Source organism: Paenibacillus germinis (assembly GCF_013141785.1).
In the GTDB taxonomy this organism is placed as follows: domain Bacteria; phylum Bacillota; class Bacilli; order Paenibacillales; family NBRC-103111; genus Paenibacillus_E; species Paenibacillus_E phytorum.
Map to the genome: position 1 here is coordinate 54,364 of NZ_WHOC01000080.1, position 12,748 is coordinate 67,111.

Annotated in this window: 16 protein-coding genes; 4 read left to right on the plus strand and 12 right to left on the minus strand. The window is 46.0% G+C overall.

The window, feature by feature from the left end:
* Positions 1-33: 33 nt before the first annotated feature.
* Positions 34-294 carry a hypothetical protein gene (locus tag GC102_RS16375; protein WP_171644209.1) on the plus strand — a complete coding sequence of 87 codons (261 nt, stop codon included), beginning with the start codon at positions 34-36 and terminating at the stop codon, positions 292-294.
* Here GC102_RS16375 and GC102_RS16380 read toward each other — a convergent pair.
* From GC102_RS16380 to rpsF, 11 genes are all read right to left on the minus strand, one after another.
* Positions 291-953, minus strand: coding sequence for a hypothetical protein (locus GC102_RS16380; protein ID WP_171644210.1), 663 nt, complete (start codon positions 951-953; stop codon positions 291-293). The two genes, GC102_RS16375 and GC102_RS16380, sit on opposite strands and share 4 nt — an antisense overlap.
* Positions 954-1,123: 170 nt before the next feature.
* Positions 1,124-2,410, minus strand: a complete 1,287-nt coding sequence (locus tag GC102_RS16385; RefSeq protein WP_171644211.1) for an adenylosuccinate synthase — start codon at positions 2,408-2,410, stop codon at positions 1,124-1,126.
* 442 nt (positions 2,411-2,852) lie between these two features.
* Positions 2,853-4,217, minus strand: a complete 1,365-nt coding sequence (gene dnaB, locus GC102_RS16390) for a replicative DNA helicase (protein ID WP_029196133.1) — start codon at positions 4,215-4,217, stop codon at positions 2,853-2,855.
* A gap of 367 nt (positions 4,218-4,584) precedes the next feature.
* On the minus strand, positions 4,585-5,034 hold the full coding sequence (gene rplI / locus GC102_RS16395; RefSeq protein WP_171690507.1) for a 50S ribosomal protein L9: 450 nt from the start codon (positions 5,032-5,034) through the stop codon (positions 4,585-4,587).
* Positions 5,031-7,001 carry a DHH family phosphoesterase gene (locus GC102_RS16400; RefSeq protein ID WP_171690508.1) on the minus strand — a complete coding sequence of 657 codons (1,971 nt, stop codon included), beginning with the start codon at positions 6,999-7,001 and terminating at the stop codon, positions 5,031-5,033. Before GC102_RS16400 ends, rplI begins: the two co-directional genes overlap by 4 nt.
* A gap of 18 nt (positions 7,002-7,019) precedes the next feature.
* Positions 7,020-7,934 carry a DUF2232 domain-containing protein gene (locus tag GC102_RS16405; RefSeq protein ID WP_171690509.1) on the minus strand — a complete coding sequence of 305 codons (915 nt, stop codon included), beginning with the start codon at positions 7,932-7,934 and terminating at the stop codon, positions 7,020-7,022.
* Positions 7,935-7,940: 6 nt separating this feature from the next.
* Positions 7,941-8,252 carry a MazG-like family protein gene (locus tag GC102_RS16410; RefSeq protein ID WP_029196137.1) on the minus strand — a complete coding sequence of 104 codons (312 nt, stop codon included), beginning with the start codon at positions 8,250-8,252 and terminating at the stop codon, positions 7,941-7,943.
* Between the two features lie 73 nt (positions 8,253-8,325).
* Positions 8,326-8,664 carry a cupin domain-containing protein gene (locus GC102_RS16415; RefSeq protein ID WP_171690510.1) on the minus strand — a complete coding sequence of 113 codons (339 nt, stop codon included), beginning with the start codon at positions 8,662-8,664 and terminating at the stop codon, positions 8,326-8,328.
* Positions 8,665-8,745: 81 nt separating this feature from the next.
* On the minus strand, positions 8,746-9,033 hold the full coding sequence (gene rpsR, locus GC102_RS16420) for a 30S ribosomal protein S18 (protein WP_029196139.1): 288 nt from the start codon (positions 9,031-9,033) through the stop codon (positions 8,746-8,748).
* Between the two features lie 23 nt (positions 9,034-9,056).
* On the minus strand, positions 9,057-9,542 hold the full coding sequence (gene ssb / locus GC102_RS16425) for a single-stranded DNA-binding protein (RefSeq protein WP_029196140.1): 486 nt from the start codon (positions 9,540-9,542) through the stop codon (positions 9,057-9,059).
* 34 nt (positions 9,543-9,576) lie between these two features.
* The gene (rpsF, locus tag GC102_RS16430; protein ID WP_028557223.1) at positions 9,577-9,864 is read right to left on the minus strand and encodes a 30S ribosomal protein S6; all 288 of its coding nucleotides are present in this window, start codon (positions 9,862-9,864) and stop codon (positions 9,577-9,579) included.
* Positions 9,865-10,105: 241 nt separating this feature from the next.
* On the opposite strand from rpsF, the gene GC102_RS16435 reads away from it, so the two are divergent.
* The 3 genes from GC102_RS16435 to GC102_RS16445 all read left to right on the plus strand — a co-directional run bounded on the left by GC102_RS16435 (position 10,106) and on the right by GC102_RS16445 (position 12,101).
* A complete protein-coding gene (locus tag GC102_RS16435) occupies positions 10,106-10,294 on the plus strand; it encodes a YjzC family protein (protein ID WP_171690511.1) in 189 nt (62 codons plus the stop codon).
* A gap of 33 nt (positions 10,295-10,327) precedes the next feature.
* Positions 10,328-10,600, plus strand: coding sequence for a hypothetical protein (locus GC102_RS16440; RefSeq protein ID WP_171690512.1), 273 nt, complete (start codon positions 10,328-10,330; stop codon positions 10,598-10,600).
* A 142-nt stretch (positions 10,601-10,742) separates the two neighbouring features.
* A complete protein-coding gene (locus GC102_RS16445; protein WP_171690513.1) occupies positions 10,743-12,101 on the plus strand; it encodes a right-handed parallel beta-helix repeat-containing protein in 1,359 nt (452 codons plus the stop codon).
* Between the two features lie 155 nt (positions 12,102-12,256).
* On the opposite strand, the gene GC102_RS16450 is transcribed toward GC102_RS16445, so the two are convergent.
* Positions 12,257-12,688, minus strand: a complete 432-nt coding sequence (locus GC102_RS16450) for a hypothetical protein (RefSeq protein WP_171690514.1) — start codon at positions 12,686-12,688, stop codon at positions 12,257-12,259.
* Between the last annotated feature and the right edge of the window lie 60 nt (positions 12,689-12,748).

The window sequence follows — 12,748 nt, forward strand, 5'->3', positions numbered from 1 at the left end:
ATTTGCATGAAAAATTGAAAGGGGACATCAACGATGGAAATTAATTTGTCGGCTACATTCCAAAATAGGGATAATTTAGAGCAAGCGGCGGAAGTACTTAAATTGCAAGGTGTACTAGATATCAAATTCGATAATAGCGTAGTGCCTAATTCTGATCAACAAGCTGACAGCTTCATTCAATCCGTAGACAGCTTTGCTGCTGAGTCCTCCTTTGCACTCATGGTAAGTGTTGAGAAGTCACGTTATCGCCAAGCTGAGGATACGATTATCAAATACGGCGGACAACTCCATTAATACTTGCTTAGGATATCTGTAAGCTGCTTCAATTCCTTCTCACTCAAGTACTTTTTAAGCGTGTCATTAACCTGCTTTAACTCTTCTGTGGTAATCCCATCTTCGAGCAAAACGGATAGATTCTGCACGTCACTTTGCGGCAGCTTGGCAACAACTAGAGAAAATATTTTCATCTTATCGTCGCTAGACAGTGCTTCTTTCTTTTTGGCAAAATCCTCAGTCGACATGACGAGTTCCTTTTTCTGCTCGTTCGCTTCACTTCGCGCTCTTCCCATAACGGCTACGGCATCATCCTTGGCTCCTTGGGAAGCATCTCCACCGTCATTAGAACTAACTCCACTTGTGGGGAGTTGATCGTTTGAACTAGGGTTAGATAGGCTTCCAGACGGGTTGAGACTAGGAACAGGCTTCGTTGGTGCAGGGCTTTCAGATGGGGCAGCTTGCTTCCCCCCGTCTCTACGCATAACTATATTCAGCTCACCCGCCAATCTTGCAGCAAATTCGTTAAATTGAACCTTTTTACCCAAAGCTGGGATCTGATATTGTCGAAATATATCCTCCACATACATGTTTACAACATACCATGTCGTAAACATCGTAATCGATGTAATCAGGACTGTTCCAATGACGATCTTACTTAACCATGCTATTAATTTCATTCTCATTATCACTCCTGGCGCATAATCATGTTCCTCCCTCCCAGTATTGACGAAATCATCTCCATTAAATCCCTTTTTGATAAAAAAGAAATCCTCTAAGCTGCAAACAGCCTAGAGGATTTCTTAAGTTATTTAGGAAAAAGCGAACATTACGCCTCATTTGGTTATGATTATGCGTAGATTGGACGAACCAGGTTCGTTTGCTCACGGTTACGACCTACGGAAAAGATCGCGATTGGAATACCTGTCAGCTGAGAAACACGCTCCACATAATGTCTGGCATTCTCAGGCAGATCGCTCAGCGTACGTGCGCCGGATACGTCTTCTGTCCAACCTGGAAGCTCTTCATATACAGCTTCACACTCGGAGATAGCTTTCAGGCTAGCTGGGTAGTGCTCAATCAACTCGCCGCGGTACATATAGCCTGTGCAAATTTTTACCGTTTCAAGACCAGTCAGAACGTCAATGGAGTTAAGGGACAAGCCCGTGATTCCGCTAACGCGTCTTGCGTGACGAACAACAACGCTGTCGAACCAACCCACACGACGTGGACGACCCGTTACTGTACCGTATTCAAAGCCTTTTTCACGAATCCAAGCGCCGATTTCGTTGTCAAGTTCCGTAGGGAACGGACCATCGCCGACACGAGTCGTGTACGCTTTTGCCACACCAATGATGTTGTGGATTTTCGTTGGGCCTACACCTGAACCGATACATACACCGCCTGCGGTTGGGTTCGAGGAGGTAACATACGGGTATGTACCTTGGTCAATATCCAACATAACGCCTTGTGCGCCTTCGAACAATACTCTGCGCCCTTGATCAATGTATTGGTTCAATACAACCGACGTATCCGTTACATAGGGACGAATGACTTCAGCGTACTCGAGATATTCTTTGAGAATTGGTTCTACATCAAGACCCTGTGAACCGTAAACTTGCTCAATCACAACGTTTTTCTCAGCAACGATGCGTCTAAGCTTCAATTCGAACTCTTCTGCATCCATCAAATCAGCGATACGAATACCGTTACGAGCTGCTTTATCCATATAACAAGGTCCGATTCCTTTGCGGGTCGTACCTATTTTGCTATCACCTTTGCGATCTTCTTCCAGACCATCCATCAACAAATGATACGGCATAATGACATGCGCGCGGTCACTGATGTTGAGGTTTGTCGTCGTAAAACCATTATCATGAATGTAGTTAATTTCTTCAATGAGTGCAGCCGGGTTAATAACCATTCCATTCCCGATTACACAAGCTTTATCTTTGTAAAAAATACCTGAAGGAATCATCGTTAGCTTATATTTCTTCCCGCTAATAATGATCGTATGGCCAGCATTGTTACCACCTTGATAACGGGCTACGACCTCAGCAGATTCCGCTAAGAAATCCGTGATTTTCCCTTTTCCTTCATCTCCCCATTGCGTACCGACAACAACAACCGTTGACATATGCACTTACCTCCGTACGGTGACGAATCACCCATAATGAGCCGTTATGGCTTTAGTACCACAGAGAGAAGTTGGACTTCATTAAAGCGCTAAAGCGTCTAGCGTCCATCATACTTTCCCTCTGGCGATGCAAATACCTCTATACACCGTTACACACTTAGTGAACCGGTTCAGAGGGCTTACTCACCGCAAAGGAACATCCAGGTTTCTTCGGCAGTCATCTGCAGGAAGGGAACCTACCTTACGGCATGAAAAACGACCTTATTTCGAAGTTGCCTTGCGATAAGCAGGCATTCGACCAAGGTTTTTTCACCGTCTCTAGTGTAGCAGTCCCCCTGAGCAAAGTCAATTAAAAACGAACAATTACACAGGTGCCCGTATAATCGTTCGGATATTGCGCAAACTAATAGGTTAGCCCTGTGAAAATAAAAAAAAGCAGCCGTCAATACTGCGCGGCTGCTGCTTCCTGATGACTTCGATCCATATTCACGAACTTATTAAATTGCTTCAAGAAGGCCAGCTCTACGGTTCCTACAGGACCGTTCCGCTGCTTAGCAATAATAATCTCGATAATGTTCTTCTTCTCGGATTCCTTATCGTAGTAATCGTCCCGGTAGAGGAACGCTACGATGTCGGCATCTTGCTCGATGGATCCCGATTCCCTAAGGTCAGACATCATCGGACGCTTGTCTTGCCGCTGCTCAACACCCCGGCTCAGCTGCGAGAGCGCGATGACCGGAACGTTGAGCTCACGCGCAATTTGCTTCAGCGTACGGGAGATCTCAGAGACCTCCTGCTGACGGTTATCGCCTTTGCCGCGGCCGGCAATCAGCTGCAGGTAGTCGATGAGGATCATGCCGAGCCCCTTCTCCTGCTGCAGACGACGGCACTTCGCGCGGATGTCCGCGACCGTAATCGATGGTGAATCATCGATGTAGATGTTCGCCTCGGACAAGGCGCCAATCGCCATCGTCAGCTTCTCCCAGTCGTCGCCCTCGAGATAACCCGTCCGCATGCGGTTCGCGTCGACGTTCGCTTCCGCGCAGATCATACGCTGTACGAGCTGCGCCGCGCCCATCTCCAGAGAGAAGATGGCGACGGTTTCTTTGGCCCGTACGCCCACGTTCTGCGCAACGTTAAGCGCGAACGCGGTCTTACCTACGGAAGGACGGGCGGCCAAGATAACAAGGTCCGAGCGCTGGAAGCCGGACGTCATCTTGTCGAGGTCAATAAAGCCCGAAGGGATCCCCGTTGACCCTCCCTTATTCGAGTAAAGCTGCTCGACTTTCTCGAATACTTCCATGAGCACATCGCGAATGACCACGAAGCCGCTTGAACTGCGGCGCTGCGAGATCTCTAGGATCTTTGCCTCCGCTTCGCTGAGCATCGACCCAACATCGTCCTCATTGGCATAGCCATTGGAGACGATCTGGGTCGCTGTGCGGATAAGGCGGCGTAACATTGACTTTTCCTCGACGATAGCTGCGTAGTAGTCAATGTTTGCTGCTGTTGGCACCGCATTGGCCAACTCAGAAAGATACGTCACGCCGCCGATCTCTTCAAGCTGCTGCTTGTTCTGTAAGCGCGACGTAAGTGTGATCAGGTCGACAGGCTCCTGCTCTTCTGCGAGTTCTACGATCGCCTCGAAGATGCGTTGATGTGTACCACGATAGAAGTCGTCGCTTGATATCCGCTCCATGGCGGTAATCAAGGCTTCGCCGTGAATCAAAATAGCACCGAGTACGGCTTGCTCGGCTTCTATATTTTGTGGGGGTACACGATCCATAAACATATTATCTCCGCTCATGCTGCTGTACCCGCCTTTCTTTTCGTAAGTTAGTTTACTAGCCTTGCATTACAAATGCATAAGAAACTCTTCAATGCTTTCTATCATCCATGGTTCATCTTTTAGTCTTCTACTTATAATGCTACTCTTTCATTTCAAACTCAACGAACTAGTGACCTCTACAGACATAGTAAAGTCCTCAAAGAAAACTACGAGAACTACCTCGTAGATTCAACAACCGCGGTATAACCTTACAATAGATAAGAGCCCCTCCAAGGGACTCTTACCTTCATCCATGTTCTTTCTCCGTAACGCTGTTTTCTCTTGCTCTCGAACATTGTCTTCCCTTGCTCCGGAACGCCACTACCACGTTCCGTCATTCGACTTATTACTTCTCTTCCGTAACGTGTACGTTCAAGCTAGCCGTTACTTCACTGTGCAGTTTCACAGCAACCTTCGTCACACCAAGCGTACGAATTGGATCTTCCAGCACGATTTTACGCTTATCGATTACGATCTTGTACTGCTTCTCTAGAATTTCTGCGATTTGCTTGCTAGGGATGGCTCCGAATAGACGTCCACCTTCACCGGCTTTCGCCTTGATTTGAACGGTCATTTCACCAAGCTTCTCACCGAGCGCCTGAGCATCGGATTTCTCTTGATCCTTGCGGCGCTGCTCGGCTTTTTTCTGATTATCCAGCACCTTAACAGTTCCTTGTGTAGCTGGAGCAGCAAGCCCCTGCGCGATTAGGAAATTCTGTGCGTAACCCTCAGATACTTCTTTCACTTCGCCCTTCTTACCTTGGCCTTTAACGTCTTTTAGTAAAATGACTTTCATTCGAAAAGTCCCTCCTCTTCCTGCATTTCCTCAAGTACTTTCTTCAATCGATTCGTTGCTTCCTCTAAGGTGCCATCTATCTGCGTAGCTGCATTCGTTAAATGCCCGCCTCCGCCCAGACGTTCCATTACGATCTGAACGTTCATCTGTCCTAGCGATCTTGCGCTAATCCCGATCAATCCGTCCGGTCGTTCGGCGATGACAAAGGATGCCATAATATTCGTCATATTCAACAATGTATCAGCTACTTGCGCAATCATCAACTGAGAATATTTGCGATTTGGCTCAGCAACTGCCAATGCGACATGTTCGTAAATCGTTTCTGTAAGTTTAATAACCTCTGCTCTCTCGATATACGAATCAAGATCTTCCTTCAACAATCGCTGGATTAAGGCGGAATCTGCACCATTTCGGCGCAAATAGGATGCCGCTTCGAAGGTTCTTGCTCCTGTACGGAGGCTGAAACTCTTCGTATCCACCACGATCCCAGCCAGCAGCATCGTTGCCTCCAACACTTCCATGGTTAGCTTTTCATTGATATATTGAAGCAGCTCTGTCACAAGCTCGCACGTTGAGGACGCATACGGCTCCATATAGACGAGTGTCGCATCATGGATGAACTCCTCACTACGGCGATGGTGATCGACCACCACAACCCTGTGCGTCTGCTGTAGCAGCTTAGGCTCGGCAACCATGGACGCCTTATGTGTGTCCAAAACAACCGCCAGCGAGCGCTGTGTCGTAATCTGCATCGCCTGTTCGGGCGTAATGAACCAACGATGCAGCCGCTCATCGGCAGCAATCGTCTCCATGACCTTCTGAATCGAGGGATTAACGCCCTCCAGTACAATGTAGCCTTCTTTGCCGACAACCTGTACAGCCTTCAAGACACCAATCGCTGCGCCAACGGAGTCCATATCAGGGAACCGATGACCCATGATGATCACTTTATCGCTATCCTTCATTAGATCACGCAAGGCGTGAGATATGACTCTAGCGCGAACCCGCGTACGCTTCTCAACCGCATTCGTTCTTCCGCCATAGAAGGAAAGTCGCTGCCCGACTTTGACCGTTACCTGGTCGCCGCCGCGGCCGAGTGACATATCTAGTCCCATCTGTGCCATTTGACCAAGTTCCATGAGCTGTTCAGCTCCTGAAGCGATCCCAATACTAAGCGTCAATGGAAGCTTATTTTCAATCGTCAGATCCCGCACTTCGTCCAGAATTTCAAAACGAGTCTGTTCCAGTTGGCGCAAAGCCTTCTGATCCATCAAAATAAGGAAACGATCCGATGACGTCCGGCGCAAATATATCTGGTACTTCTGAGCCCATTCGGTAATCTCACCAGTCACCTTAGCCAGCATAATACTGCGAGTCTGATCATCGAGACCTTGCGTCGACTCCTCTAGATTATCCATCATTACGATACCGATCGCCGTTTTCTCATCTTCATACTTCTTCGCCAGAATAGCTTGCTCCGTTATTTCACGGAAATAAAGCAGCCGCTCCTCAGGCTTAATCCATACTTGATAAATAAACTTTCCAATGGACAGCTCCAGCTTGTCACTTTTGTCGCTTTTGTCCTTTTTGTTTTTCAAATCAGGGAAGAATTCAAATAGCGACTCGCCAATGACCGAATCCTTCTCAAGCATTTTTGCCACAAATGGGTTGTGCCACTCGATGCGCTTCTCTTCATTATATAAAATAATTCCGATGGGAAGGCCACTCATGACTTCATTGCCTGCTTTTTTCACCCGATGTGTAATCGTTCCGACGTACGTATTTAACTCTCTACGAAAAGCAGTCTCTGCTTGCAGCGTAAAGTATGCTAATACACCGCAAATCAGGAAGGCTGTTAGGCCCAGCCACCATTTGAACATATAAATAATGGCTGTCAAAATGATGAGTAGGACGAAAATCCACACGATATGTTGACCGTGCCACCGCTTTAAAAGGAACTTCGGCATTCGAACTAGCTCCTAATCCTATATATTTTTCTTGAACCGTTCTCGGATTGGAAACGCAACATCAAATACCCCTAATAAGCTGTATACGATAAATAAAGGAGGCATGAAGCAAACTAATATAATCGCCACGATTGGCAAAATAGGCTTCCACTTGTTCGCATGGGCAACAAAGAATAGAAAGCAAATTGCTTGAACAGCGAAGGCTAGCATAAGCAGCGGCATCGCATTCATTAGTAACGTAGAAATCAGTGAAATTGAAGCCGGATTAACAAATAAATCTAAAACAAATACAACCAAATAGATCCAGACAAGCGATTTCTGCAGCATCCACTCCCTCATCGGGCGTAATCCTGGAATCCCTTCTCCTGTTTTGTTGAGCAGCCAGCGGCTAATGCCGTGGGACACAAACGTGTAGAATAGGGCTACGAAAATTAAATATAAAGGAATCACTTGCACGATGAAATTGACATACCAATCCTGATCTTTTGGCAAAATATCACGAATGCCTGGAGGCATACTCGCTATACTTTCCATCATGAATTGCTTGAACTTCGCAACTGGATCAAATCCGAGCGCATACCCGATAACAAGACTCACCAGTGACTCTGCCAGAATCGTGATAATTCCTGCCGTTAACACTGATCTTGCCGCTGCTTTACGTTTGTATAAGTTACCCATGACCAGAACAGGCGGTAAGAAGAATAAAGAAACCGACATGAGGAATATCCCTTGCCATTGGGTAAGTATATAAACAACGAGCAAGCTGAGCACATAGCTAATGACGAAACGCCTTGTGCTTGATTTTACATATAACATTAGAACTGGAATCATGAGAAAACTAAATGTGAAAATAATAAAAGGCGTCATTAGAGATAGCAATGAGACGATCGTCACTGCGCTCCATATGATGCTTTGCCAACTTCGTTTCCCCAACCGGGCTCACCTCTTACGTAAATGTTCTTCTAGCGATGAAATGTCGCCGTACCAGTCCTCAAGTTGATGGCCCTCTTGGCGGTGCTTCTTCATTTTCTCTACAATAGCTTCGTCTAAACTGTGAAAGGAAATGCCTAGTCTTCTGCCTAGGATGTAACCGCTCGAAATTAAGCTGGCTAATCCATCTACAATTTTCACATGGCTGCCTTCCCATATGCCTTTGAGCAGATGAGCCACATGATCTACGACTTCTGTCTTGAGCCATTCAATGACTTTGGCCCGTCTGGCTAGGTCAACATCCTTTTCCCTATTCAGCAACCGTCATCTCTCCTCATTCAGCAATGACTATTGTGTCAATTATACCACAAATAGGCACAAGAAAAGAAAGCCTCTACAGAGCTGTTCGATCCCCCCGCGTTGATGGTGTTGAAATCACTAGAAATTCGACAGCTTCGAAGGATTCGTTACGAATTTGGTGCGGAATACCTGGCAAGATCGTACAACCTTCCTGCGACTTCAGGGTGATAACCGTACCATCGATCCACATCTTAGCTTCTCCACTTAAAATGAAGAAAAACTGCTTCGACTTTTGATGCACATGTTTAACTTCACATGTACCCGCTGGCATTCGCTCTTGGATAATCGTCCTATCCGAATCCCGTTCCAGGTACCAACCGTCACAACCATCGCCCCATATGTAGTGTTCGGCCTGCTCTTTGTGGATTTTCACGATTGGTTTCTCCCCCCGTCGTTTGCTTCTTGGCATACAAAAAAGACAGCCGTTAGATACAGCTGCCTTCTTGGTTTAACCCTATTCCGTTGTGTAAGGCAACAATGCGATTGTACGGGAGCGCTTGATAGCGATCGTCAATGCACGTTGGTACTTAGCGGAAGTACCAGTTACACGTCTAGGAAGAATCTTCCCGCGCTCACTGATGAACTTTTTAAGAGTTTCAATATCTTTATAGTCAATGTGCTTGATTTTGTTTACTGTGAAGTAACAAACCTTACGACGTTTACCTTTACCGCCTTTACCACGAGGAGCAAATTTGCGGTCGCCGCGATCTTCACTGTTGTTATCTCTTTTTTGGAAAGCCATTAGTTTGTTCAGTCCTTTCTACTTTAGAATGGCAAGTCATCATCGGAAATATCGATCGGTTTTCCGTCATCAATGAAAGGATCCTGCTGCTCGCGCGATCCACCGCCACGATTGCCACTGCCGCTTCCGCCGCCGTAGCTTGCGTTTGCGTTAGATGATCCGCCTTCTTCGCGATTACCGCCGCTGTTGCTGGATTCTAGGAAACGTACATTATCGGCAATAACTTCGGTCACATAAACGCGTTTGCCCTCATTGTTGTCGTAATTCCGTACCTGAATACGTCCTTCCACTGCTGTCAAACGACCTTTACGCAAATAGTTCGCGCATGTTTCAGCAAGCTGCCTCCACGTGACGATATTGATAAAGTCCGCTTCCCGTTCTTTCGACTGTGAATTCGTGAAAGGGCGGTCTACTGCAAGTGTAAATTGTGTAACAGCTACGCCAGCTGGCGTATAACGAAGTTCTGGATCTTTGGTCAATCGACCGATAAGAATAACACGGTTCAACATGGAACAACCCTCCTGACGAAAATACTGGCATGTATTAAGCTACGTCGTTTACGATTAAGTGACGAATTACTTCGTCCGAAATCTTAAGTACGCGATCAAGTTCAGTTACAACAGCAGGTTCTGCGTTGAAGTGTACCAGCACATAGTGCCCGTCACGGAACTTCTTGATCTCATACGCAAGACGGCGTTTGCCCATCAGGTCATGTTTGGAGATTTCTCCCCCACCGTTCGTGATGATGCCTTGGAACTTTTCTACCGTAGATTGAACAACTTCTTGTTCAACGTCTGTACGAATGATGTACATCAGTTCATATTTGCGCATGTATTTCACCTCCTTTTGGACTAAGCGGCTCCTCTTTAAGCTTGTCAGACAAGCGAAGGAGCAAGGAGCGAGGATTCTTATTCAAAACTCGCACCTGAATACTATAGCAAATCGAGCGACATATTACAAGTTTTTCTCTAACAAACTGCGAAGGAGGAAGCTGGTAATGGGATTCATACATGCTTCCCCTCCAAAGGGGTAATCTAAACATGATTGTTATTCTTAAGAAGAGGTGATCATCATGGGTGAATGGACACAATTCAATGCTGGCGATCATGTTCCTAACGACGGTCAGTATATCGAAGTTGGCGAAAATGCTTTTCACATGGGGATTAACAACCCCCAAATCGTGACACTGAAAAAGGGTGATACCTTCCCTGAAACGAGCAACCACAATCGAAAATGGCATCGGAAGCATCTACGGCAGTAAAATTGAAGTTCAACATGACTAGGAGAATGAGCTATGAGAACTACCACGTTTACCTGGCTGTTTACCTTCCTAGGTGCTGCCTTGTGCTTGGTTCATTATTTATTTCATGAGCATGATGCCTTCTATATGCTGTTCTACGCTCTCAGTGTACCAGCATGGTTTGCATCAACATTTACGAACATCTATGAAATTTCCATGTTTCGAATGCTTATCATTTATGCGTTAACGATCGCCTCATGGGCCCTTGTTGGGTATATCATTGACCGTTTCTCTGTCAGCTACAGACGGAGGGATAGAACTCATTAAACGTACCGACACTTGTGGATTGGAAGTACCTCTGAACGATATGTTCAGGGGTTTTTTGTATTTTTGTATGCTGCTCTTTCCGGCCAGCTTGCTTTGCTTTATAATTTACTATATCTACCAATATACGTACGAGGTGAACTTTTTGGACGAAAATAGACATACGCAGCGTGAGTATCACTCTAGTGATCTAACCCCCTCTTCCACATCCGCTTTTAGCCGTAGAAAACTGTTATCTATACTAGGTACCGCAGGCATAGCTTTAGCAGCCGGGGACTTGTTCATGCCTAGCAATAAGGCGCATGCGGCAACCTCTTCCACTCTCTTCTATAATGTCAAAGATTTCGGAGCCCGCGGCAACCGACGTTATGATGAAGACGACGCTCCTTATATCCAAAGCGCAATCGATACTGCTGCTTTATCAGGTGGCATTGTTTACATCCCGCCAGGCATGTACTTCCTTAAGATACCCTTACGCGTGAGCGCGAACATTACCTTAATGGGGGCCGGCAGCAGCAGCATCCTTCGGTCATCCACCCATAAATTCGGTCTTCTTAACTTATCTGCGGTTCAATATGTACATATCCAAGGGTTGTCCTTCCAAGGAATTGGATCCTTCGGAAATGCCTCAGTTCCACGAGTTGAATGCGGAATTGCGCTCGATCAAGCTAGCGACATTACCATCACAGACTGCACCTTTTCCATGATCGATAATGGCGTTAAATCCGTCGATTCTAACCGAGTTGTTGTCGAGAACTGTACCTTCGATAACATCATCGGAACGTTAGACTACGATACCCAAGGTTATGGCATCTGGTGCAGTAATGTTAAGAATCATCATTTTGTACAAAATCAATTCAACATGCTCTTTCAATCGTGTATCACTTTGACCAATGGCAGCAGTCGTTCTGTCATCGCGAGAAATCGCATGCAGAAATGCTATCAGTCTGGGATTGACCTTATATCCGGTCCCAAAGAAGAACCGTGTCAGTTTAATAATCTTTCCGATAACATCATTGAGAATTTTATGAATTCGAGCGGAAATAAAGGGTATACCTATGGTATCCGTCTCAAGGGTCACTGCATCTCCAATATGATCACTGCTAATATTCTAAATGATATCGACGATATTGGTATTCAATTGCTGGGACAAGCAGACATCCAACAAAAACGCCCTCATCGCAATATCATATCCAATAACCAGCTCCAAGCTATAGGTAATAACGGCATTGTCCTCATTAATGCTTATGATAATCAGATTCGTCAGAATTCTATTCGCAGTTGTAAAGCAGACGGTATTTTACTCGCTGCCGAAGGTAAAGATAGCGGTTCGTACTCGGATAATAATCAGTTGACGGGTAATAGTCTAAATAGCTGTACCAAAGCACCGATCCGTATCTCGGATGCCAATTGCCGAGAAACCATCCTCTTTGGCAATGTGGGTTCAGGCAATGGTGTGAAAATTTTTGATAAGGGCACAAATACTACCACTTCTTCTCTATGAGAAAACCTCTATCGAGGTCATTCGAAGATGAGCGACCGCGTTTAATAAGGAGAGACTTTGGTCTCCGACCAAAGATCCCTATATTAGGTTTTATCGCCAATAAGAAAGTAAGAAGGCCACACAACCCATTTGGGTGTGCGGCCTTTTTACTCTCGTTATTTCTGATAAACTCGCTTCTCCGATATCTTACCATCCGCAAAGAAAACGAGCTGCACATAATAACCAGGTTGATTGGATATCTCGAACTCATACGTTTTCTTTCCATTCTCATCTTTAACCAGCTTACCCTTGGATCCTGTCAGCTTCACCACGTCATCATATGTGCCTGTCATACTTATTTTATCGGCCTGTTCCTTCGTTATCTTAGGAAGAGGCTCATCCTTCGTCGCATTGTCTCCGGCCTTTGGTGTCGGAGTAGCGGCTGTTCCGCCCGTTGGACTGTTTGTCCCTCCTGGCGTCGCAGAAGCCCCTGGAGAAGGCTGTACAGTCACTCCAGCAGTTGGACTTGCTGTGCCTCCCTCATTCTTCTTGGAGCACCCTGTGATGACCACAGCTAGCACCAGAAGCATCATTAACCAAATTCTCATAACGATCAACCTCCTTTATTTTACCTATGCCTAGATATGGGGTTATTTTGCTTCCTTTCC

Bases quoted from the DNA above. Each gene is read 5' to 3' on its own strand.
- GC102_RS16375 (WP_171644209.1), top strand. From the start codon at position 34: ATGGAAATTAATTTGTCGGCTACATTCCAAAATAGGGATAATTTAGAG.
- GC102_RS16380 (WP_171644210.1), bottom strand. From the start codon at position 953: ATGAAATTAATAGCATGGTTAAGTAAGATCGTCATTGGAACAGTCCTG.
- GC102_RS16385 (WP_171644211.1), bottom strand. From the start codon at position 2,410: ATGTCAACGGTTGTTGTTGTCGGTACGCAATGGGGAGATGAAGGAAAA.
- dnaB (WP_029196133.1), bottom strand. From the start codon at position 4,217: ATGAGCGGAGATAATATGTTTATGGATCGTGTACCCCCACAAAATATA.
- rplI (WP_171690507.1), bottom strand. From the start codon at position 5,034: ATGAAAGTCATTTTACTAAAAGACGTTAAAGGCCAAGGTAAGAAGGGC.
- GC102_RS16400 (WP_171690508.1), bottom strand. From the start codon at position 7,001: ATGCCGAAGTTCCTTTTAAAGCGGTGGCACGGTCAACATATCGTGTGG.
- rpsR (WP_029196139.1), bottom strand. From the start codon at position 9,033: ATGGCTTTCCAAAAAAGAGATAACAACAGTGAAGATCGCGGCGACCGC.
- ssb (WP_029196140.1), bottom strand. From the start codon at position 9,542: ATGTTGAACCGTGTTATTCTTATCGGTCGATTGACCAAAGATCCAGAA.
- rpsF (WP_028557223.1), bottom strand. From the start codon at position 9,864: ATGCGCAAATATGAACTGATGTACATCATTCGTACAGACGTTGAACAA.
- GC102_RS16435 (WP_171690511.1), top strand. From the start codon at position 10,106: ATGGGTGAATGGACACAATTCAATGCTGGCGATCATGTTCCTAACGAC.
- GC102_RS16440 (WP_171690512.1), top strand. From the start codon at position 10,328: ATGAGAACTACCACGTTTACCTGGCTGTTTACCTTCCTAGGTGCTGCC.
- GC102_RS16450 (WP_171690514.1), bottom strand. From the start codon at position 12,688: ATGAGAATTTGGTTAATGATGCTTCTGGTGCTAGCTGTGGTCATCACA.